The sequence below is a fragment of the Natronorubrum aibiense genome (genome assembly GCF_009392895.1).
GTDB classification, from domain to species: Archaea; Halobacteriota; Halobacteria; order Halobacteriales; family Natrialbaceae; genus Natronorubrum; species Natronorubrum aibiense.
The window spans coordinates 135,847-159,424 of sequence record NZ_CP045491.1; the positions used below are offsets into that span (position 1 = coordinate 135,847).

Here is a 23,578-nt window from a genome sequence, read left to right on the forward strand (position 1 = left end):
TCTTATGATGGCGACTGGCCAAGCATGTGCAATGGAATCTGGTCCGCCTTCCTCGTCATCCGCTGGACATACGGACCACCGCGACGGATCGACCGTTCACGACCCCGACTTGGGTTCGCTCCACACAGCGGCGGGTATCGCCAGTGTCTGGATGCAACCGGACGGAACGATCATCGACACCAACGACGCCTTCGTGTCATTGACCGGATACGGCCGCTCCGAACTGCTCGGAACCTCGCTTTCGACGCTCGTCGAGGACACGGCCCCCTCGCTCGAGTCACTCGTCACCGATGACGGATCCGGCCCGGTCTCGACGACGCTTCCGATCCGAACCGGCGCGGAGACGAGACGCTCCGTCGAGATCCACCTCGAGCGCTTTGAGACCGAGGACGGGTCGCCACGGATCGTCGGCCTCGTCAACCGTCGAGCAACGACGACGGAATCCGCATCGTCGTCCGAGTTCACCTACGGACGAACGTTTCAGGCGCTCGCTGACGCACTTCAAGACGGGATCATCGTTCTGGATACGAACAGCGATATCCAGTACACCAACCCTGCCGTCGAACGCATTCTCGGCTATCCACCCGACGAACTGGTCGGATCCAGTAAGGTCACGATCATCCCGCCACGGCTCCGGCAGACACACCTCGACGCGTTACAGCGGTATCTCGAGACGGGGGAGCGAAAAATAAACTGGACGTACGTCGAACTCCCGGGCCAACACAAAGCCGGCCACGAAGTCCCGCTCGGGGTGTCGCTGAACGATTTCTGGTACGACGACGACCGCTATTTCGTGGGGCTGTTCCGTGATATTTCGCCACGGAAGGAGGCCGAACGAACGCTCACGGCGAAGGTCGCCCAACTCGAGTCGATCGCCTATCTGGGCCGACGCGCACTCGAAAACCGGGATACGGACGATCTTCTCGAGAACGCGACCGAACTGATCGCTGCAGCACTCGACATCGAGTGTTGTGTCATCTACGACTCCGAGACGGGCGGCACCGACGACGCGTTTCGGGTTCGTTCGCACGTTGGCTGCGACGACACCGTTCTCGAGGCTGAAATCCAACACTCGAGTGCCGACTCGCTGCCCGAGGCCACGCTTGCCGCGCGCGAACCGATCGCCGTCGAATCCTTCGAGACTGATGGTCGGGTTTCCGGCTCGACTGGACTGCCCGACCACGGCATCACGAGCGGGATCGGCGTTCCGATCGGCCCGACGACCGACTCACCGGGCGTCCTCGCCGTCTACAGCGCTGACGAACGGGAGTTCGCTGACCACGATATCGACTTTCTCGAGAGCGCTGCGACGATCCTCGCGACGGCGATCGAACGGCAGGCGTATGAGCGTCGCCTCAACGACACGGTCGCCGAACTCGAGGTCTCGAACGAGCGCTTAGAGCAGTTCGCCTACGCCGCTTCACACGACCTGCAGGAACCGTTGCGGATGGTTTCGAGCTATCTCCAACTCATCGAGAGCCGGTATGCCGACGACCTCGACGACGACGGTGAGGAGTTCATCCAGTTCGCCGTCGACGGCGCTGAGCGAATGCGTGACATGATCGACGGCCTCCTCGAGTACTCTCGAGTCGATTTGAAGGGTGCGCCGCTCGAACCGGTCGATCTCGACGTGGTGCTCGAGGATGTCCTGACCGACTTGCAGGTGATGGTCGAACAGTCCGACGCCGAGATTACGGCGGTGTCGTTGCCCGAGGTTCAGGGCGACGCCGGCCAGCTTCGGCAGGTGTTTCAGAATCTGCTGTCGAACGCGATCGAGTACAGCGGTGACGGTCAGCCGCGGGTCCACATCGATGCTGAGCGAACCGGCTCGATGTGGCGTCTCTCGGTCCACGATGAGGGGATCGGTATCGACGCCGAGGAGACGTCGAAGATCTTCCAGGTGTTCCAGCGACTCCACAGCCGCATGGAGCACGATGGGACGGGAATCGGACTTGCGCTCTGCCAGCGTATCGTCGAGCGCCACGGCGGTGAGATCTGGGTCGACTCACAACCTGGTGCGGGTTCGACGTTTTCGTTTACCTTGCAGCCGGCCGAGACTCCCCAGCGAAACCGTTGCGTGTGAATCGGTGGTCCCATTCGGCCTTCGTTCACCGTTACACCGACCGGCTCTGCCCACCATCGTAACGGCCATACGACCTGATTGCGTGTGTTCGGGCATGAACTTCGCGCCGGGGGCCTGGAAGTACGCCGTTCTTCCTCTGCTTGCTGCACCGTTCGCGCTCGTGTTCAGCGTGACGGCGAGTCTCCTTGCACTCGCCGCCAGTGTCGGGACACTCGCCTTTTTCCGCGACCCTGAGCGGACGCCGCCGCCGACTGGCGTCGTCTCACCGGCCGATGGGAACGTCTCCGTGCTCCGCGAGGAGGGCAACCGCGTTCGACTGGGCGTCTTCATGAACGTCTGGCACGTCCACGTCATCCGCGCGCCGTTCGACGCCGCCGTGACGGACGTCGAACACGTCTCCGGTGCGAACCGCCCGGCGTTTTCGAAGGAGTCGGATCGCAACGAGCGCGTGCACGTTCGATGTGAGACGGACTCTCCGAACCTCCCTGCAGCCGAGGGATCGGCGACGGGGGCGACTCGAGACGCCGATGCGCCGGATTCGGACGCGAGCGACGCCGAAGTCACGTTCATCGCCGGCGCGTTCGCCCGTCGCATTCACCCCTACGTCGAACGCGGCGACGACGTCGCCCGCGGCGACCGACTCGGCCACATCGCCTTCGGTAGCCGCGTCGACCTGCTCTTTCCCCCTACGGTGGACCTCGAGGACATCGCTGTCGACGTGGGTGATTCGATGACTGCCGGGGAGACGGTGGTACTCGAGACGGCCGCGGAAATGGATTTCGACGTCGGCATCGAGTGAGATCAGCGCCGGGCTCGAAAGTCGTAAACTGGCTGCGGACGTGCGTTCAGTTTCCCAATAGTCACGAATGACAGTCACCCGTGCCTGAACTATTGCCCACCTATATTTCGCTGGCCATCGTTCGAGTGGGTATGTACCGTGCAATCCTGCCAGAAGGACAGATCGCCTGCGAGCGGTACGAACACACGGATAAAGGACTCGAGTTGTACGACAAAGACGACGAGTTCCTCGCGTTCGTTCCGTACGCGAACCTCCATGCACTGGCTGACGACGAGATCTACGCGGCCGACGAACGATCGATCATGTAATCAGGCCGGGGCTTGATCGATGGCCTCGAGTTGTTCGCGATATCGATTGCGAACGGTGACGACGGTCGTCTGTGCGGTATCGGCGACTGCCCGCTGGGGAATCGTCTCGTCACAGAGCAAGCCGGCAGCGTAGATGGCTGCGGCGGCGAAGCCGGTCGGTGATTTCCCCGAATGGAGCCCCTGCTGGGTCGTTTCGTCGATGATCTCGACGGCTTTCGTTTCGACGTCTTTGTCGACATCGAGCTCGGAACAGAACCGGGGGACGAACTGGCGTGGATTCGTCGGCTCCAAGTTGATGTCGAGTTCGTCCGCGATGTATCGATAGGTCCGACCGATCTCGCGCTGGTCGACTCGGGAGACGGAGGTTACTTCCTCGAGACTGCGTGGAATGTCCTCCTTTCGACAGGCAGTGTAGAGTGCGCTGGTTGCAACGCCTTCGATCGACCGGCCCCGGATGAGGTCTTGCTCGAGTGCCTGTCGGTAAATGACGCTTGCCGTCTCCTTGACGGGTTTCGGAACACCGAGAGCACTGACCATGCGGTCGATCTCCGAGAGAGCGTACTTGAGGTTTCGTTCGCCGGCGTTTTTGGTTCGAATGCGTTCCTGCCAAACCCGGAGCCGGTGGAGCTGGCCGTGTTTGTCGGCCGACATCGAGTGGCCGTTGGCGTCTTTGTTACGCCAGTCGATCGTCGTCGTCAGCCCCCGGTCGTGCATCGACTGGGTGAGTGGCGCACCGACACGGGAGAGTTCGTCGTGTTCCTGGGCGTTGAACGCACGCCATTCCGGACCGTAGTCGATCGGATCTTCGGTCAGGACGAGGCCGCACTCCTTACAGACTCGTTCGCCGCGGTCCGGATCGTGTACGATCGTATCCGTTTCGCAGTCCGGACACAGCCCAGGCTCTGTCTTCGTTGATTCTGTCTTCGTGTGATCGATGAGGGACCGCGTCATCAGTGACAAATGAATCCGTGCAGGCATTGTAAGGGTGTAACATGGTTTCGCGAGAAACCCCGACTTACTGGGTCGGTCGATAATGCCCGAAGAGGAGAAGAGAAAGCAGCGACATACTGTCGCTGTGCCCGACTAAGGCGATCGACTGATTCGTGCCGAAACCGTGTCCCATCGGTCCGCTACGGGCGAAGCGCCGTGATGGCGTCCTCGCCCTGTCGTGTAGGATGTGGACATAGCACATGAAACGTGGGCATAGTTTCGACGATCCAGCGCCGTAAATCACGTATTCATTCTGTAAATCTGCCTTTCTGATCCGAACTGTCGTTTGTCTTTATGTCGCAAGCGACAAACGTTCAGTACCAGTGTCGTGTCCCAGCTCTCCGAATCGGGCCCCATCCATGCTTCGCTGTCCACACAATCGTCTCCTTCGTACGCGAACAATAAACAGCCTCAAGTACGCGATACTGACCACCGCTGTTCGAACCCGCAAGCGAGCGTTATTTCGCCGCTCCGACCGACCGCGACTGCGGCTGCGAAGTCGACCCGTACCTGCTTTGCAGCCGGTGCGAAACGTGGCTGTGCTTAAGAGTGTCAGTATTGGTGTACAACTTGGTGTGTCAATCGTGACTGCGACTTGCCGAATAGGACCGGTGCGGTTTCCGTCGTCCCGATGCGATGGACGTTGTTTCGCTTCCCGTAACTCGTCGGAATCGGATTCGAACGGGGGTCTAACGCCCGGAGGCCAAGACTAATGTCGTCTATCGATACCTCGCTTCCAGACGAGATCGCGTCGGTGACCGAGTCGGGCGAAGAGCAACGGCTTTCGAAAGACGTCATCTTCGAACTGCTGAAAAACCGCCGCCGACGGGAAGTACTCGCCTATTTACTCGAGGCGGACGAGACGGTGACGCTCGGTGAACTCGCCGAGCAGATCGCCGCCTGGGAGAACGATACTGACGTGAGCGCGCTGAGCTCCGATCAGCGAAAGCGCGTGTACGTTGCGCTTTATTAAACACATCTCCCGAAAATGGACGATGCTGGAATCGTCGAGTACGATCAGGACCGTGGCCTGATCTCGCTTGCGGATAACGCCGATCTGTTGATGATGTATCTCGATACGGATACGCATCGCCAGGATCGGTGGGATCGATGGTATGCCGCGCTCAGTGCCGTTGGTGCAGCGCTCGTTACCGGGACGTTTCTCGGCCTGCCACCGCTGTCGGCCATTCCAACGCTCGGTATCGCTGGGCTCGTCGTCGTCGCGTTTTTCGTGCTGTCGGCTGCACACGTCGTTACGAACCGCCAACAGGAACGGAACGTCGACGGCAAACTCTCACGAATCGAGTAGCGCCGGCGACTCGAGCGACGATGTTGTCGGATTTGGGTCGTCGACTATGACTCGGATCCGACGGCTGTAGTGACATCGCTCGAGCGATGCATTGAGCTGACCTGCCCGTGTGAGCGTCGGACGGACTCTCACGTACTCCTGTTCGTGAGGGTAAGAAGGACTTTTATTCACGGCTCCCGAACAGACGACTGGCTCCCGACGACCGTCATCCAGTACCGGAGCAGTTCGCGTGCCAGCATCTGTTCCCGTTCAGGCGCGGGGGCCACCTTTACTCTCGACTTGCTCTCCACTGTGATCGGCAGGATAGTTCGAACTGAATCGCGTCCACATTCAGCGCGTCGTATGGTCGAATAGCCGGTGCCGGTGACAGTCGATGACTACTATCGATGCTACTGCTCTCGGACGTTGTACTGAACGTCGACGGCGGCCTTGCCACAGAGGGTGAAATCTTCGATGTCGCCGTCGAACCAGTAGGCGTCGAGCCAGTTGCCCACTGCACCGCGGACAGCTTTGCCTTCGATGACGTCTTCGTCGTCGATCGAGGCATCCTGATACTCGGATTTGACGACGGAACCGCTGGCTTTGAACGAGTAGGTACTCGGCTCGTCGGCGTCGGTGCCGTCGATCACGAGTGCGTGTGGAAGCAGTTCGTGGTCGCCGTAGTCGGCCGGATCGATCTGGTCGCCGTCGAGCGAGACGGTCGCCTCACCGTCGATAACCGTAACGTCGGTCAGCGCACCGGAAAATCGGAACGTCTGGCTGTCGTCGGTGACCGAACTCTGGACGGTCGAACCGGATATCGTCGTCGCCTCGTCTTCCGGATCGTCCTCACTGGCGATGTCGATCGTCCCTTCGACGGTGATCTCAAAACTCGTCGGCGATCCTTGCCCTTCGACCTCCAGCACGTGGGGGAGTTCCTCTCCGTAGTCGGCCGGATCGACCTCGTCACCGTTGACCAGTACCGTTCCCGGCCCGTCGACCGTGAGCTGCTCGAGGTCGCCGCTGAAGCGGAAGGCGTCCTTCCAGTTCGCGACGACACCGCTTGCGAGCGCCCCGTCGATCTCGAGTGCGTCGTCGATCGTCGCCCCCTCGTCGTTCGACGGCTCGAGTTCGCCGTCGACGTTGAACTCGTAGCGGGTGACGTCCGAATCGTCGCCGTCGACGAGGAGCACGTTCTCGAGGCCGTCGTCGCTGTCATCGTCGTCGCTGTCGTCCTCGACCGGCTCCGCGCTGCTCGAGGCGGTGCCGGTGCTCGCGGCCCCCGACGCGGCTGCCTCAGCGGACGTCGGAACGCCGTCTGGGATCGAGAGGTCCGGGTTAGTCGAGACGTCGTCGCCGATGGAGACCGTCGACCCGCTCGCACGCTGAATGTTGCCGCGGTAGCCACCGCTCTTGAAGGTGACGCTGCCGGGCGAGCCGTTGGCGCCGGCGACGAGTGCGTAGGGGTACGGCCCGTCGGCGAAATTCGAGTCTCGAATCGTGACGGTGCCGCCGTTCCAGACCCACACGGGGCGGCCGTTGGTCTCGGTGTAGCCGCCGTAGCCGGGGCCGTAGTCGGTGTTGTCGTTGTACGCGACACAGTTTTCGATCACGTCGTCACCGCTTGCACAGCGGAACGTCGTGACGCCGTTGTTCTTTCCGAAACAGGTATCGAAGTGGACACTGCTCGGTCCAGAAGCGGTGTTAGAACAGTAAAAGCCGTTGTTCGGGAAGCCCTGCACGTTACAGCGACGGAACGTCAGATTCGCCTTGCTGCCGCGGTGCATGAAGACTGCACCGGGACCGTGGACGAAACTCGAGCCTTCCTTGGTCGCCCCGTCACCCATATAGATATTTTCGAAGAGAATGTCGCCGCGGCCGGCATTGATCGAGATCAGGAACTGATCCCCGCGATAGAGCCCTTTGAACCCGATGTTTCGAATCACCGAGTTCGCGCCCGTGACGTTCAGGAGGATGCTGTTGCCCGTCGAAACGTCGATGAGTTTGTTCTCGAACGTCTCTCCGCGACCGATGTTGATCACTTGCCCGCGTGCGCGGATGACGTCATAGTCGCTGCTGTCGGCGCTCGCGCTCGTCCCGAACGCCGTAGCAACTGCAGTCGTCGCGCCAGCGAGTTTCATGTACGACCGTCGATGGAGTAATTTCGAATTACCGTTCTCGGGTGCCGACTGGTCCATGCCGTCGGCGAATCGATCTGTGTCCAGTTCCGAAGGTTCGCGTGCCATGCAATCGGGTAATACAATACTACTACCATAAACTTTCCCTTCTATTTTACCTAAAATTTACAGACTCTAGATTCTATCTGAGTGTTTTGGGAAGAAATACTCGAATTTATCTATTGGTATTTTATATATCTCTCTCAGCTACTGGTCCGACGGGTAATCCCATATTACGACTCGTTCGTGGCCAAGCCGCCGGCTCACTCGATGGGTAATACGAATTTACCGACCACTTCAGTCAGTTTTCGATCGACCACACGTCACCAGCGGGCCGTCTCGAGAGATGGGGCCCTGATGAACAGGGCAGGTGGACGACGAACGAGCAGCGAAACGGATGGAGGGAAAATTGGAATCGCGTCAGCGGGGAGGAGGTTGCGTCAGCAGGGTGGAGGAAGCGTCAGCGAGGGTCTCGCGTTGTACCGATACGTTCGCCGTTAGTTACTGCCAGTCGCGGCCTCTTCGGGGGTTGTCGGCGTGCCCTTCGGGACGAATGCCTCGGGATCGGTACCCGAGTCGCCCTCGAGCTGGACGGTCGAGCCGGCGTGTTCGGCGATACCGGCCTGATCGTCGTAGTCGGTATCGCGGAGGACGACGTTCGTTCCCTGGCCGTTCGCACCGGCGTCGATGGCGGTGTTGTGTCCGTTCATTTCGATCTGGCAGCCCTCGACTTCGACCGTGCCGGGCGACCAGGCCCAGATCCCACGGCCGACGTACCCGTCGTCGTCGACATAGACACTGGAGTTCGTCACCTTGCTGCCTTCCGTTGCGAGTCGGAAGTGCGAGACGTAACAATTGGCAGCGAAACAGCTGTCGATGTGGATCGTCCCGCCGCCTTTGTTCCCGGGCGCGGAGCCGTAGATCGCGTTGTCCGCGAAGCCCTGAATGTTGACGTTCTTGAAGTCGATGTGGCCGGAGTGATCGGGGGCAACCCAGAAGGCAGTCTGTCCGTGCCCGTTGGGGTTGCCGTTGCCAGTACTCGAGCCATCGCCGAGGTAGACGTTTTCGATGGTACAGCTCCCACCGGCGGTATCGGAGATACCGAACGTTGCGGAGCCAGTCCCGGACGTGTTCTCACCTTTGAAACCGATGTTGCGGATCGTCCAATCACTGCTGTGGGCAGTGATGACGATATCTTGACCGGTTGTCATGTCGATGAGTTTGTTCTCCCAGGTTTCACCGTCGCCGATGGTGATGGTCTGGCCGGTGGCTTCGATCTCCTCGTAGTCGTCCTCGGCGGTCGTCGTGCCGGCCGCACCGAGCGTGGTGGCCGCGGTCGCTACTGCTGCGAGCGAGCGCACGTAGCTGCGGCGGCTTAATCCACTGTTACGGGTTGCGTTCGGCGTAGTGTCCGTCTCGGACGTACGGGGGTTCTGCGCCATACATCTTCGTAACCTGGCCTTACAGCCATAAACTTTTCTTTGTCGAGGAAGGTAAAATTTACAGAATATATTGCTAACACTGCATAATACGACACAATCTGTGACTATTCGTTCACGAAATTATGATGAACTACCCACCGAACCTGGCCTCGAGTAACCCGGCTTTGTGGCATAAATATCGGCTTACTTTGGGAGTGAGGGTTTCTACCGGTCGATCCGTTCCTAGTCCCGTTGACGCTACGACATCGACTCGGCTGTCGCTCGAGGTCGATCTGGTGGGTACCAGTCCGGCATTACTCGGTCGAAACTGACGGGAACCGACTGCGGATGGCGTTCACTCGGCACCTGTTATTCGATGGTGTGCCGCTGGCTGGGCAGTGTCGCCTCGAGCGGCTGACTGGGGCTCGCGAGTGCAACAACCGTTGTACCCGTCGGGTACTCGTTCCAGCCGTGGTCGTCGCTCGGCGATCGTACGGTGAGTCACGATGGTGAACACCGACGCTGTGACGGGTTCCGACGGCGACCGGTGTGGCAGACGATCACCGGCTATGCAAGGGCGCACTGCTCGTCGAGGCAGTTCGGTCGGTCGGATGCCTTGCGGACCGGTCCACTGTCATCGCAGCTGCGGTCGCGGTACGTATCCGACTGCAGTAGCACTGCAATCTCGTGCAGTCGCGTGCATCTGCAGTCACGTGTGACTGTTGTCGTGCAGCCGCGCCAGCGCGTTACAGTCGCATATCACGTCGTGTCGCTCACTGTGAGCCGAACGCGTACACGCGCGAAAGTAAACTTACTAATTGATTCTCTCGAAGACTGCTCCCCGGGAGCGATTCCAACCGCGAACGACTCGAGAGCCCCCGTCGCGATCCGGTAGTCAGTGTGCTTTCGATCGCGTCACCGACAGCAGGTCGCGCTCGAGAACGGAGATCCCGCGGCGTCCAACAACTGTGATCGCCCGTCGAGTACGGGTCCACAGGGCGACAGTACGACCGTTCTGCCCGCGGCGCGTCACTCCGTGCTCGAGACGACGTACATTCGGAACTCGTCGTTCGAGATCACCTTGTTCGCTTCGGGGGATCGTTCGAACTCCTCGAGGGTGTCCTCGCTGTAGTAGAGCTCCTGATAGACGCCGAGTTCGCGGGTAATATCGTATTGTGTCATGATGAAGTAGTAGTCGATGCCGTTGTAGGCGTCCGCGTAGTCGCCGTCTTCGAACGCCTCGGAATCGACGGTTCCGCTGTCGACCGTCGCGCCGCTCAGCGTCCCGTCACCTTCGACGCCGTTGAGCCCGTGGTCGTATCGGTAGGGATCGTAGCCCATCCCCGCGTGGGGGAGGTCCTCGTCTGCGTGTTCAAACCCTGACTCGTAGCCGCTGAACTTCTGATCGGTGACGTGCTGTCCCGGATCGTAGATCATGGGTGAGGCAAACACCGTCATCAGGCCGAGAACGAGACAGATACTGAGGCCGAGCGCTGCGATGGCCGTCCCGCCTGGTCTCGAGACGTAGTTCGAAAGCGTGCCGACGCCACGTGAGATGGCAACACCAGCGAGAATTGTCAGGAGCACGGCAATGAAGCCGAGTTGACGGAACGCCATCGTCGGGGTTCCGACGAAGTAGACCACGAACATTCCGGTCAGCGGGACCATCGAAATCGCGAGATAGTTGACCAGCGACTTCGCTTCGGGGGCGAGTCGTGTCCGGCCGAGCCACACCAACAGAACGAACACGCCGACGATGAGCGAGATAATCGCCGACTCGAGGAACATGGTCACGAACAGTTCGCCGAGACTGCCGCCGATTTCTGTGAGCGAGGAACCACGCTGGTCGACCTCGGCGCCGCTCCCGACGTCTTCAGTCAGGAGCCCGACGACCAGGATGAGGAGCGCGTCTCTGAACCGCTCGTTGCTCAATGCCCAGAGCCCGAACACCACGCCGAGGACGATCGTGTGTGCGTACATCGTCGGGTGATCGAGGATTGGATGGTCGTCGGAGCGCCGGCGGACGATGTACTGGACGCTGCTGATCGCCCCGAGCAGGACGACGATGTTGACCATCTGCTGAGGGTGGATTAACAGGAGTCCGATGCCGGACAGGACGACGAGGAGGCTAAACGGTGAGAGTCCGAGCGGGAGTCGCTCGATGGTTGCCCGCCGGCGGAGATACGCGAACACTGCGAAGATGACGACGGGGGCTAGAAAGAGCGCGTTCGAGTTCGTGTGGACGCCCATGTGTGTCGCGATGTTGTTGATCGGCAATACCATCCACGAGACGATCGCGGCGGCACCGATCGCCATACTGGGTCCAGTTAGCTCTCGCACGACCAGTGGCACGAAGATCAGAAACGGCACGAACGTGATGACCATGCTAAACAGCAGGGCGCGCTCGATCGGGATGCCACCGGCGTAATGAAAGACGGATGCGATCGAGTGAATCGCCGGATAGAACAGTTCGTGGGGTGCCAACTCGCCGGCGACGATGTCTCGCGTCCAGCCCAGATGGGTGAGCGCGTCACCCATTCCGGCGAACCGATAGTTTCTGATCACCGGCAGGCTGACGATGCCGGTCACCGTGATCGCACCGAGACCGATTCCCAACGCCTGTTCGCGTCCGCGACAGGTCAGTGCCATCCCGACGGCGATCGCCAACGCGACGGCGAACGTGACCCACGTTATCATCGGCGTGCCCGTGTAGATCGACGGCTCGTAGGTCGTCGCGGGGTTCGACCGCGCGACAAGTAGTCCGATCGCAACTGCGAGATATCCGACAACGAACGTGACGTCGACTGTCGATCGGTTCATGTGCTCTCGAGGTGATCGCTATCCGTTCCGATGTCGATACGCATGTCTTGCTACCGAATCGTCGAGCCAGCGGTTTGTTATCCGGCTCCTATCCTGTCGGTCCCAGTTCGGATCCGTGTGTCCGTGACACACGGCTCAGTGTCACCGCTACCAGCCGTTCGTACTCCGTCGGTTGTGGCTCGTGGTCGGTGGCGGGCAGCTATAGTAACAACTGAAACGGTTTACACACCGATCGCACAGCCGTCGTGCGATCGGGTATGCACTGACTTTCAGTGGCTACTATCACAGAACCACCGGCAGGCGTCGGTCTTGAGGCACGGGATTCTCACCGACCGTGTCGGCCTAGAAGCGTCGCGGCGTAGACGGCGAGGTGTATGCAACCCTTATCGATTGTGAACTGACGTGTACGGGTTGCGTTTTCGGGATCCGAACGATCAACGGTTCTGATGGTTTTTGTACCCGTTCGTGCTCCATCGGGGTGACAGCGAACAGTGGGCGTGCCACTGAGCAGTCAGTTCCGATTCACTATGTCATCCATCGTTATCGACCACGTCAGCGCCGACGGTACGACCCTCGAGTGTGACGTTCGAACGTCACCAGCCCTCGAGCGGTTTTTTACGGACGAATCGTTTCGAACCGACTACGACGTCCCGATCGAGGACGTTCCCGAAGGTGTCCTCTCGATTCCAGTCCTCGCGCAGGTCTGTCCCGTCGCGTGGGCGAACGGGGCGGACGTCTACGTCGACGAGGTCGACGCGACGTTCGCGAGCGCCCTCGAGGCGGTCAAGGAAACGCTGTGTTCGATGCACGACTTCCTCGAGGGCGGGACGCTATATGCAAAGCGAACGACCGACGCCGAACCCGAAACTGGCGGTGAGAGCGGCCTGCTCTTTACCGGCGGCGTCGACTCGACGTGTTCGTACGTCCGCCACCGCGAGGAGTCACCGACGCTCATCAGCATTCGGGGCTGGACGATCACGCCCGATCCGGCCGACGACGACGACTGGGACCACCTCCGCTCGCGCGTCTCGTCGTTCGCCACGGATCACGACCTCGAGACGGCGTTCGTCGAGTCGAACATGCTCTCCTTTCTCGCCCATCCGATGTTGCTGGCCCACTACAAACGCTACGTCGACGGCGCGTGGTACAGCTCCGTCGGCCACGGACTCGGCCTGCTCGGCCTCTGTGCGCCGATGGCCTACGCTCGCGGTATCGAGGACCTCTACGTCGCCGCGACCCACTGGGAGGGAATCGACCTCGAGTGGGGCTCGCGGCCCGACATCGACGACCACGTACGCTGGGCTGGAACGCAGTGTCATCACGACGCCTACGACCTGACTCGCCAGGAACGACTCGACCGCATCGCCGACTACGTCCGCAATGAGGACCCGACGCTCGAACTCCAGACCTGTAACGTCCGAATGGACGGCAACTGCGGCGAGTGCGAAAAGTGCTATCGAACTGCTGTTGGTCTTCGACTTGCCGGCCTCGAGCCGACAGCACACGGCTACCCGTTCTCGGATGCGGACTACCGTGAGATCCGGACCGCACTCGAGGAGGGGAGGTGGGTCCTCGGGCAGGACGAACGCTACATGTGGGAAGATATCCGTGAGCGCGCTCGCGAAACGGAGCCGAATTCGGATGCCGAAGCGGCGTTCTTCGAGTGGCTCGACGCGGCCGATCTCGACGACCTCGTCTCCGACTCCGAGCCGCCGCTGTCACACCGACTGCTCCGTGCGGGCGCGAGAAACGCGCCGGCTCCGGTCTACAACACCGTCTATCCCGCTTGGACGTCCGCGAAGTCGGGACTGCGCCGCGTTCGATCCGACCGGTAACCGCAGGCGTTGCAGTCGTCTGGTTTGGCGGTACCGTCGATCCGACGTCACTCGGCCGCGTCGCTGCGCGTTTGGTGACTTCAACCGCAAAACTGCGTTCACCCCGACTCGTCCGAGTTACCGTTCCGGAACGCCGTAATCGACGTGCACGTCCGGAACGCTCGCGGATTCGGGTGCCTCGACGCCGTTCCAGTCGACGACGCGGACGTTCGTCACCTGTCCGGCGAAGCGGAACCGTTGAACGCCGACGTCGATCGCACCTTCCGCGACGCTTCCCGAGACGACCGTTCCCTCGGCGACCGGGTCGTGCGCGTCCATCTCGATCTCACCGTCGACGGTGATCTCGAAACTCGAGGGGACGCCGCGGCCGACGATCGTCACGAGGTTCGGAAGCTGGTCTGCATCAGTCGTGGCAACTTGGTTCTGTACCGGTGTGTCGCGTGCCATACTTCGGTAAGTCTGTCTCTGCGGCATAAGCCTTCTTGTCGACTCATCGGTAACTGTTCGAGAAATATTGGCACTCAGATACAGCACGACGAATGAATAGTCACCTTAGATATGACGAAAGATGGATACGAAACCCGGTCAGCGACGGTGAGGGAACGGCTCCCGTCACCACGCCGTCCGTCGAATCGATCGACTACCGAAGCGTCGCGAACGTGTTCAGGAGATCGCGAACGAAGGGACGCGGATCGTCACGACTGAGATAGTCGAACCGTGGCTCCTCGTAGAGCGTTCGTGCCACCTCTCGTATCGCATCCGTCATCGGCGGCTTCTCCACGAGGTCGATGTCCTTTCTGAGTATCGAGTGGAGATACAACAACTCACCCCGAAGCAGGTGGCCGCCGATCCCCGGCTGGTAGCTGTGGTCGATTCGGTCCCGTGCGCCGGTTGCCAGCAGCCAGTAGTAGTACGGGAAATCCGCACCGGTTTGGACCGAGAAGGGAAGCGACGACCAGAATCGCGGGTTGACTTCCATGAGTTTGAACTCGCCGGTCTCCTCGTCACGCAGGAACTCGACCATCGCGAGCCCGTGCCACTCCAGTTCGTCGAGCAGCGCCAGCCCGGATTCCTCGAGGGCCGGGATGTCGACTGATTCGCGAAACGCGCTGGGACCGCCCGCGTAGCTGTAACCGCGGCGTTGACGGTGCTGGAAGGTCGCCACCGGTTCGCCCTCGTCGTAGAGCGCAAAGAAGCCGTACTCCTCGGTCGTCGAGACGTACTCCTGTACCAGCGGCACGTGGTGCATCTCCGTCCTGAACTCTTCGGCCGTGGCGGCTCGAGTCGACTCGAGATACTGTGTCGACGGCGGGGCGACGCAGGTTTCGGGCGTGTACTCCTCGACGTACTCGTCGCCGAGGATCGTGTACCGCGGCTTGATAATCCACTTGCGCCCTTCCTCGGGTGCGGTAGTAAACAGCGCCGTCTCCGGCGCGGCGACACCCGCCGTGTCGGCGGCCTCGAACAGTCGCATTCGATCCTGCGCTCGCGCTAACGTGTCGAACGTCGGCCACGGCGTGGCCACGTGCTCGGCGAACTCGTCTCTGTACTTCGACAACACGTAGATATCCGGCTCCCGAACGGGAATGATCGTCCGCACGTCCGGGCGCATCGCAAGCGAGCGCAACGCGTCTTTGTACGCCACGAGATCCTCGTGTGGCGACGGCACGCGCACGGCCTCGTCACAGTACTTCGACTGAAATGCCGGGGTCGTTTCATCACTCGAGACGACGATCGTTCGGATGCCGCGTCGGCCGAGCGATCTCGCACAGGCGACCGTACTCGGTGCGGCGATCCCCGGAACGACGACTGACTCGTTCCCGTTCCAGGCGGAGTTGTCCATACGGGCACTCCAATACGGTGTAGAAATGTTATGTTGTGTCTAAATCGAGCCTCGAGAGGGCCCAGTCGTCGACTACGGTGTCCTCGAGCCCGGTTCCGTCGTTGAGATCACGAGCGAGAAGCGTCCTCGACGTCGGCTGCACAAGCGTCGAGAGCGGAAACCGTGTGTCGGGATAAAACCGGTACCGAATGGGTGTTGGGAGCGTTTCTCCGAACGCCGTAACGTAGTTTCGATCGGGATACTCGCCGAGCGCTGTCACAAGCAATTGATTGATTGCCCCCTGTTCGGTGTCGACCGTCCGCGGAAGGGTCTCGATGATCCGAAGGTGGTCATCGACCTGCGAGAGTACGAGCGCTGCGACCGGCGTCTCGCCGTCCCGTGTCGCGACGTAAGTCGTGTAGCGCTGTGCCGGATTCTCGAAGCGCCACCGGTAGAATGCCGCGGTCCGATTCGTGTGGATCCCATCGGGAATCGCCCGTCGATACACCGACTCGAGGAGGGCCGCGGGCGGCGTCTCGAAGCGTACGACGTCGAGTTCCGAATCGGACTGAGTGACCAGTCGATCGCCCGCCTGTTGTGAACTCGTTATCACGCCGGACAGTGCGTGTGTTACTCCACTGGCGGTGTCATCGACTGTATCGTCGCGGTGCGTGCGTTCGTCGATTCCGCCGTCAGTGTCGTCTACACCGATGTTCTCGGCACCTGTGCCGGAGCCGTCGATAGCGTCAGCATCGCTGGTCTCGTCGTCACCGCCGCGTGCCAACTCCCGGACGCTCCCGACGGGGTCCTGTGGTCGATAGTACACCGGGAACGTGCCGATCTCTTGCCACCCATGCTTGAGATTCCCCGGCTTGGACTGCTCGTTTGGAAAATTGAAGCAGAACGACGGCGACCGATCGGCGTATCGCTCGAGTGCGTGTTCGTTCATTCGGCTGAACAGCCCTTGCTCTCGATACGCTGGGTGAACCATCGTATCACAGGGCTGGAACGCGATCCGTACGGCGTCGCCGATCCGCATCTCCTGGGCGAAAAACGCTCGACAGCCCACGAGTCTGCCGTCGGCTTCGGCGACGATGATCGGGACGTGATCCACGTAGGGGTTGTCTACGAACTTCCAGCGGAACCACTCGCTGCTCCGGTCGCGGCCGAACACCGTCTCGTACAGCGACAGCAGTTCCGGGCGGTCGCCTGCTTCGAACGGTCGGATCGTACACGACGGCTGCGTGGATGTCGATGTGGGACTTTTCATGGAGAGCGGTGGTGCTGAGGCGACTCGGTGTCTGTTTCGCGGTGCGCTCGTCACTCGCCACTTCAGCCTGTATATGAAAAGGGATTGAGCCTGAATACGCTACAATCAACGGATAAACGATCTATATACGGTTTCTGTCACACGACTGTATCGGTCGTGTCGTCATCACAGACTGGTTCCGAGACGAACGTGAGCGTCGAGTGTCCGCTGAACGGTCACTCGAGGTAGCCGAGATCCGCGAGTCGTTTCTCGACGTCGTCGTCGGCTGTCTCGACCGACCGTGCGCCGTCGAACCGCGGATACTTCTCCGTGCCGGCCGCGTCGACACACGGCAGCGGCGTGCCGTCCATCCGCTCGTCGAACGGAATCCCGAACGTCGAGAGGACCGTCGGAGCGATATCGAAGAGGTGGGCATCCCCGACGCCCGCTGTGGGATCGATCTCGTCGCCTCGAGCTGCGACCGTTCCCTCGAGCTTGTGGTTCCACGGCTCGCTCGGTGGGCCGAACTGCTCGTCTCGCAGCGTCGCCGACAGGAAGTGCTCGAAATCGGCGGGGACGGTCACGATGTCGACCGCATCCTCGCTCTCGGGCCCGTGGAAGTACTCCTCTCTGGGCCGGACGGCCTCGAAGACGGGCTCCCCGTCGGGCGTCCGCACCGACCGCAGGGCGTCGATGAGTTGGGTTCGAACTTCCTCGTACGCGTCCGGCGGGACGACGCCATCCGGCTCGCGGCCCTCGAGGTTGATCCGCACACCGAGTTCGATTCGCGAGCGCACGTACGCGGTCGATTCGGAGAAGTCGACCTGCGTCGCCCCCGCGTTGACGACACCAGTAGGCGCGTACGCCGCAACGAACTCGTCGAGTCCCAGTCGCTCGAGAACGGCCCCGATCCGCTGGCTCGTCAGCCCGAATCCGGCGGCGGTCGCCATCGCTCGCTCGGCGACGCCGGCTTCGTGGCGCGTCGTGTCGTCACCTTCTTTGAGATTGCCGTCCCGAACTGTCGCCCAGTTCGGCATCCCCTGGCCGCCGCTTGCGGTCGTCACGAATCCTTCCTCGCGGAGGTAGTCGTTGACGCGGAACTCCAGTCCGTCGTACGGCCCCATCCCGTGGTCGCTCGCGACGATCACGTTCGCCGGCTCCGTTGCCTCGAGGATCTCGCCCAGCTGTCGGTCGACTTCGCGGTAGATCGACCGAATCGCGTCGTCGTCGTCGGGCCGCTCGTGGAAGATTGAATCCGTCGCCTGGAACTCGACGAATCCGAACTCGGGCTCGTACTCCGCGGCGAGATAGCGAAACGCCTCCCCTCGCATACGCACGCAATCAGTGTACGCCTGTCCGAGGTCGGCCGCGTCCTCGTCGGGGTAGACGCGGTACTCGCCGATCGCCGCTCGAACCTCCTCGAGCAGCCCCGCGGGATGACAGTCGGGATCTTCTGGGGCGGTGTAGCCCGGGATCAGCGCACCGTCGAACTCCCGTGGCGGATGCGTCACGGGGACGTTGACGACCGCGCTCGTGATCCCGTGGCGGTCGAGCAGCTCCCACAGCGTTCGCTCGTGAACGTCGGTCGCGTTGACCACGTCCCAGTCGTAGCCGTCGAAATTGAGAAAGCCGTAGACACCGTGTTTGCCGGGGTTCATGCCCGTATACAGTGACGGCCACGCCGAGGCCGTCCACGGCGGGATCTGGGACTCGAGCGGGCCATTCGTCCCCTCTCGGTAAATCGACTCGAGGGTCGGTAGCTCACCGTCGTCGAACAGTGGCTCGAGGATCCGATCACAGGCGGCATCGATCCCGACGAGCAGTGTCCGGAGCGAAGAGTCGTCGTTCATCGCCGACTCCTCCACCACACTGACCTTTCGTTATGGGCTAAATTACGCGCATATTATGTGTCTCGCGGACGGGGCTGTGGCTTACGCTCACGAGCTGATCTCCGAGTAACGTCGAAAAACGGCCCGTAAACCACTCCCTACCGTCTCCTTGATCGGATTCCCTACTTGACGCTGTCGTACAGCGACGCGATCGTCCGCATCCCCCACGAGCCGTACTCGAGGCTGTAGTACGTCTCCAGTTCGGGGTTGAACTTCGCTTTGTACCGGTTGATCCGGCGCGTGTCGGCCCCGACGAGATCGTACGTCTCGAGGCCGTTCTCGAGGCCGTCTTTCATGATTCCCCAGTCGAGCAGGTCGTTCGTCGGCACGTCGACGTCGGCGTCGGTCCGCACCCCGCCCATCCACCGACCCGTGGTGCCGTCGTACTCGAGGGCCAATATGCCGCCGACGAACTCGTCGTCCACGCGAAGGGTGTACGGCCGCACGTGGCCGTTCTCGGTTCGGTCGGCGAGCTCGAGGACAAACTCGACTGGCACGCCGAAGCTGATATCCTGCGATTCGTACCGGTGTTTCACCTGCTCGTGGATCAGACGAATCTCCTCGGGGCCGCCGACTGTGACCTCGTAGGCGTCGTCGTCGGTGTTCCGGATGTTGCTTCGGGCGTCGCTGCTGAACGACATCAGGAGGTCGTCTTCTCCGACGGTGAGGTCGACGGCGTAGGTGTACTCCGGCGTCACGTCGTAGGCGTTCCACTTGAACGGCCGCGAATCCTCGAACGCCGTCGCCGTCCGGATGTGGCCGTACTTCGGATTCAGCTCCGACTCGATCCACTCGAAACAGCCGTCCATGAACCGCTGGCGGCGACGCTCGCGCTTTCGCTGCTTCAGCTTCCCCATGTTCAGAAACGCCGGCCCGAGATACGGTACGCGGAGGTGTGGGGGCGGAGAAAACGCCGTCGTGACGAACTGCTTTCTGATCTTGAAGACGGGAAACAGCCCGACCGGCTCCTGGCCTTTGAACCCGATCAACGGGTGGACCAGCGCGTCGGCGTGTTCAGCCTGCACCCGCAGCGCCTCGAGTTCGTGACACAGCGTTCCCTGTGGCGACTGTGCGACGTAGCTGTTCCATCGCTCTAAGTCGTCGTCGGTCGCGACGCGAACCTCGATGCTCATCTGTTCGACCACCCGGAGACGGACGCTCGAGCGGTATCGTCGATCGGTCGGTATCTCATATGCGATCGATCGCTTCACGAGCACTTTGTAAGCAACTTGTTTCCGTCTTCAACGACGGTCTGTCACGATCGCTGTCATGTACTGCGATTGCGATCGACGGGCTATGCACCTCCTACGACCACGCCGCCGTGTGAGTCTCGCAACTCTCGATCGTCGACACCCGTGGTGTCGAGTCTGCCTTGCGCGCTACACACGAACTCCCGATGGGCGCACACCGATCCTCTGACGAACCTGTGGTGATGGATGGCCACTCGAGCCATCGCATCGACAGATCGGCGACAGAACCTGTCGATTCGGAGGACGGTCGGTTATGCGACTAGTAACAATGTCTGGATCGGTCGAGTTACGGATAACTGACGGATATATGAAAGACCTCTTGATCAGAACGTTTCGACCGTTTGCGGCCGTTGGCCTCGGAACCAGGGATCTCGTCGGTCGACTGCCGATCGATCTGGTCGGTGTTACCGGATTCGTCGCCGTTGCGACCGTCCTGCTGGCAGTCGTCGATGTCGCTTCGCCGATCGTGCGAGGGGCAGTCGGATTCCCGCTGCTGTTTCTCGCACCGGGATACGTGACGGTCTCAATCCTCTTTCCGCGCGCGTCGCCGGTCGACACGCTGGAGTCGACCCCGCTGCTCGGACAGACACGAGACGTAACTGACGTCGAACGCGCAGCGCTCGCGTTCGGACTGAGTGTTGCGATCCTGCCGCTTCTCGGACTCGCGATTGCCGCTCTCTCGTGGGGCTTTACCACATCGACCGTGGTCGGAACCGTAAGCGGCTTCGCCATCGTCGGTGTCGCCGTCGCCGCGTTCAGACGGTTTCGAGTGGCCCCGCGGGATCGGTACCGGTTCCGGCTCGGTCGAAAACTCGGTGCCGTTCGCGCGGCTCTCTTCGGATCGGGGTCGGCTGCACACACTGCCGTCAACGTCGTTCTCGTCGTCAGTCTGCTGCTCGCGCTGACGAGCGTCGGCTACGCGCTCGTCTCCCCACAGCAGGGCGAACAGTACACGTCGCTGCAGTTACTCACCGAAGACGAGTCGGGTGACCTCGTCGCCGGCGGCACGCCGTCGGCCGTCGAACCCGGCGGCTCGATCGCGTTTACCACCGGAATCGAGAATCAGGAAGGCCACGAGCAGGAGTACACCGTGGTCATTCAGGAACAGTGGCTCGAGGACGGCGAAGTCTTCGATCGTACGGAGTTACAACGAACCGAACACAGCGTCAGCGACGGCGAGACGCTCACCGTCGATCGGGACGTGACGCCGACAGCCGAAAGCGGCACCGTTCGGATCGCGGTCTTGCTGTACGACGGCGAGGTGCCCGACGTCCCGACCGCCGACAACGCCTACCGACACGGCTACTTCTGGACCGACGTCGGCGAGGATCTCGAAGACGAGTAAGCCTCCACGTCGGTCTCCGCTGGCGGTATCGTTCGGTCGATCGACCTCGTTTCGGTTCTTCGTTGCGACCTCGTCTTCAAGCGGGTGTTTTCGGACCGTCGCCGGCTGCTGTTTGATTTATGGCGCGCGTGTGTTCGTCTGCTATCAGCGGCCATCGACTCGCGTTCGATAGCAACCGTTGCTACCAGTACATGTACGGAAACCGGTGAATAACAAGGACTGTTATCAGCAACTGTCCCGACAGTTCGAATGTCTACTCAGTCAGCCGTCGATGACGACCTGTTTCGAAAGGTGGCACTCGTAGTCGGATTCCTCGCGATCGCAGGCAGTGCACTCGCCGCCCGCGCCAACCCTGCAACCGGGTACGAGCTCTCACTATACACGATGACGTCCCCGTTCGTCTGGGCGGGACTGGTGGTTGCACTCGCCGTTGCGCTTGCCGTCGCCTTTGTCCCGTCTTCGGGGACGAGTCACACTCGAGGCACGCAAGCGCTCGCGCTCGTCCTCGGCGGCGTCGTGATGGTCGTCTTCGCTGGCCTCCCGATCATCCGTGGCTATCGGTTTTACGGCCATCACGACGCGTTGACCCACCTGGGCTGGGCTCGAGCGATCAGTGAGGGAACGATCGTCCCGTTCGACCTGTTCTATCCCGGGATTCACACGGTGACGGTGCTCATCAACTCGGCGCTTGGCATCCCGCTGTCTCGATCGTTGCTCTTCGTCGTGCTCATCTCCGTGCTCGTGTTCTGTGTCTTCGTGCCCCTGTGTGTGGGAACGATCACACAGAGCCAGCAGGCCGCCGCTATCGCCGCCTTTTCGGCGTTCTTGTTGTTGCCGATTACGACAATTTCGATGTATCTGCAGGCACACGCGATGTCGCAGGCGGTGCTGTTCTCGGCGCTGCTGTTCTATCTCTTCGTCAAATACCTCCGCGTCGATCGGACGTCCGCGTCGGTGTCCGCCATCGGCGTCCTCTTCGCACTCACCGCGACCGCGACTGTCGTCTATCACCCCCAACTCGTTGCCCACCTGATTGCCGTCTTCATCGGCATCTCCGTCGTGCAGTACGTTGCCAGACGGTTCTGGAGTCGCGGTCGGATCGCCGGCCAGACACCGATGTACAGCGTGACGCTGTTTTTCATCGCGTTGTTCCTCGTCTGGACGGCTAATCATGGCTTTTTCAGCGGCATGCTCGAGTACTTCTTCGAGTCCGTGATCGAGTACTTCTTCGAGCGTGGAAGCGGCGGTGAGGAGACCATCGCGACACAAGGTACGTCACTCGCGTCGCTCGGTGGTGGCCTGCTCGAGATCTTTCTCAAGCTGTTCTTCCCGCAGCTGATGTTCAGTCTCCTCGCTGGAGGGCTCGCCCTTGCCGCGGTGGTCTTTCGACGCTCTCCGTACGTTTCCAGTATTCGTGCCGAGACGACGTACTTCGTTACCGCGCTCGTCGCGCTCGTCCCGCTCTTCCTGATATATTTCGCCGCGTCGGGCGCAACGATGTACTTCCGGGTGATGGGGCTGATGATGGTGTTCGTCACGATTCTCGGCTCACTCGTGATCTACGGGCTCTCGACCCGGTACGCGAACCGACGACAGCAGTCGCCGTCGACCAGTCGACCGCTGCTCGCCGCTGGGTTCGCCGTGTTGCTGACGCTGTCGCTCGTCGCTATCTTCCCCTCGCCGTACATTTACAACGCGTCTCCCCACGTTAGCGACGCGCAGATGGACGGGTATGGAACTGCGTTCGAGACACAGGCCGACGATGTCGGGTTTATTGGACTGCGGGATGGACCGAACCGTTTCGACGACGCGATCAACGGGAACGCTGAACGAATGCACCTTCACGAAGGGCCACCGGAGGAAGGGCTCAACTCGAGACTTGCCGAACAGTACGACGGTGATCGCTACCTCGTCCTCACACAGGCGGATCGAGAGCGAGAGACGATCGCGTATGGCGAACTTCGCTACTCCGAAGCCGAGTTTGATTCAATCGCGACACAGCCTCGAGTGGATCGCGTCCAGTCCAATGGCGAGTTCGAACTGTACTGGATTCGGGGCAACGACAATCGTAACTGACTCAAGTCGACTGCGACCAATTGTCCCTTCCTACTAGAGCGTCTCTTTCGCACATCGCGTCAAACCTGATAGGAGGATACACCGTCACTGGTGACAACCGACATTTTAAGGCGAATCTAGCGGACGTTCGATGTCTACCGGTACGCTCCTCAAGTGCTGGCGTACTCGATAGATTCGAGAGGCATTCCGGCGCCAGACCATCGTCGATGCGGACAAAACTTCGCCG

15 protein-coding genes and 1 pseudogene are annotated in these 23,578 nt (G+C 61.1%); 7 read left to right on the forward strand and 9 right to left on the reverse strand.

Features of this window, described 5'->3' with window-relative positions:
* Window positions 1-31 precede the first annotated feature (31 nt).
* The 3 genes from GCU68_RS20800 to GCU68_RS21505 all read left to right on the forward strand — a co-directional run bounded on the left by GCU68_RS20800 (window position 32) and on the right by GCU68_RS21505 (window position 3,190).
* A complete protein-coding gene (locus tag GCU68_RS20800; protein WP_152944559.1) occupies window positions 32-2,083 on the forward strand; it encodes a PAS domain-containing sensor histidine kinase in 2,052 nt (683 codons plus the stop codon).
* 94 nt (window positions 2,084-2,177) lie between these two features.
* The gene (locus GCU68_RS20805) at window positions 2,178-2,882 is read left to right on the forward strand and encodes a protein sorting system archaetidylserine decarboxylase (RefSeq protein WP_152944560.1); all 705 of its coding nucleotides are present in this window, start codon (window positions 2,178-2,180) and stop codon (window positions 2,880-2,882) included.
* Between the two features lie 131 nt (window positions 2,883-3,013).
* The gene (locus tag GCU68_RS21505) at window positions 3,014-3,190 is read left to right on the forward strand and encodes a hypothetical protein (protein ID WP_168927132.1); all 177 of its coding nucleotides are present in this window, start codon (window positions 3,014-3,016) and stop codon (window positions 3,188-3,190) included.
* On the opposite strand, the gene GCU68_RS20810 is transcribed toward GCU68_RS21505, so the two are convergent.
* On the reverse strand, window positions 3,191-4,141 hold the full coding sequence (locus GCU68_RS20810) for a transcription initiation factor IIB (RefSeq protein ID WP_152944561.1): 951 nt from the start codon (window positions 4,139-4,141) through the stop codon (window positions 3,191-3,193).
* A gap of 751 nt (window positions 4,142-4,892) precedes the next feature.
* Here GCU68_RS20810 and GCU68_RS20815 point away from each other — a divergent pair.
* Window positions 4,893-5,489 (forward strand): annotated as a pseudogene (locus tag GCU68_RS20815) (DUF7344 domain-containing protein).
* A 389-nt stretch (window positions 5,490-5,878) separates the two neighbouring features.
* Here the strand turns inward: GCU68_RS20815 and GCU68_RS20820 are convergent.
* The 3 genes from GCU68_RS20820 to GCU68_RS20830 form a co-directional block, all read right to left on the reverse strand.
* Window positions 5,879-7,714 (reverse strand): hypothetical protein, encoded by a 1,836-nt coding sequence (locus tag GCU68_RS20820; RefSeq protein ID WP_152944562.1) that lies wholly within the window; start codon window positions 7,712-7,714, stop codon window positions 5,879-5,881.
* Between the two features lie 428 nt (window positions 7,715-8,142).
* Entirely contained in the window at window positions 8,143-9,087 is a 945-nt protein-coding gene (locus GCU68_RS20825) for a hypothetical protein (protein ID WP_152944563.1), read from the reverse strand.
* 1,008 nt (window positions 9,088-10,095) lie between these two features.
* Window positions 10,096-11,886 carry a hypothetical protein gene (locus tag GCU68_RS20830; RefSeq protein ID WP_152944564.1) on the reverse strand — a complete coding sequence of 597 codons (1,791 nt, stop codon included), beginning with the start codon at window positions 11,884-11,886 and terminating at the stop codon, window positions 10,096-10,098.
* Between the two features lie 527 nt (window positions 11,887-12,413).
* Here GCU68_RS20830 and GCU68_RS20835 point away from each other — a divergent pair.
* On the forward strand, window positions 12,414-13,721 hold the full coding sequence (locus GCU68_RS20835) for a hypothetical protein (RefSeq protein ID WP_152944565.1): 1,308 nt from the start codon (window positions 12,414-12,416) through the stop codon (window positions 13,719-13,721).
* Window positions 13,722-13,838: 117 nt separating this feature from the next.
* Here the strand turns inward: GCU68_RS20835 and GCU68_RS20840 are convergent, their stop codons facing one another.
* The 5 genes from GCU68_RS20840 to GCU68_RS20860 form a co-directional block, all read right to left on the reverse strand.
* Entirely contained in the window at window positions 13,839-14,168 is a 330-nt protein-coding gene (locus tag GCU68_RS20840) for a hypothetical protein (RefSeq protein WP_152944566.1), read from the reverse strand.
* 193 nt (window positions 14,169-14,361) lie between these two features.
* The gene (locus GCU68_RS20845; protein ID WP_152944567.1) at window positions 14,362-15,564 is read right to left on the reverse strand and encodes a carboxylate--amine ligase; all 1,203 of its coding nucleotides are present in this window, start codon (window positions 15,562-15,564) and stop codon (window positions 14,362-14,364) included.
* A gap of 28 nt (window positions 15,565-15,592) precedes the next feature.
* On the reverse strand, window positions 15,593-16,813 hold the full coding sequence (locus GCU68_RS20850; protein ID WP_152944568.1) for a GNAT family N-acetyltransferase: 1,221 nt from the start codon (window positions 16,811-16,813) through the stop codon (window positions 15,593-15,595).
* Between the two features lie 215 nt (window positions 16,814-17,028).
* A complete protein-coding gene (locus GCU68_RS20855; protein WP_152944569.1) occupies window positions 17,029-18,642 on the reverse strand; it encodes an alkaline phosphatase family protein in 1,614 nt (537 codons plus the stop codon).
* Between the two features lie 161 nt (window positions 18,643-18,803).
* Window positions 18,804-19,814 (reverse strand): lipid II:glycine glycyltransferase FemX, encoded by a 1,011-nt coding sequence (locus GCU68_RS20860; protein WP_152944570.1) that lies wholly within the window; start codon window positions 19,812-19,814, stop codon window positions 18,804-18,806.
* A gap of 424 nt (window positions 19,815-20,238) precedes the next feature.
* Between GCU68_RS20860 and GCU68_RS20865 the strand changes: the two genes are divergently transcribed.
* Both GCU68_RS20865 and GCU68_RS20870 read left to right on the forward strand, forming a co-directional pair.
* Complete coding sequence (locus GCU68_RS20865) at window positions 20,239-21,276, forward strand: DUF1616 domain-containing protein (RefSeq protein WP_152944607.1); 1,038 nt, start codon at window positions 20,239-20,241, stop codon at window positions 21,274-21,276.
* A gap of 249 nt (window positions 21,277-21,525) precedes the next feature.
* Window positions 21,526-23,352 (forward strand): MFS transporter, encoded by a 1,827-nt coding sequence (locus tag GCU68_RS20870; protein ID WP_152944571.1) that lies wholly within the window; start codon window positions 21,526-21,528, stop codon window positions 23,350-23,352.
* Window positions 23,353-23,578 lie beyond the last annotated feature (226 nt).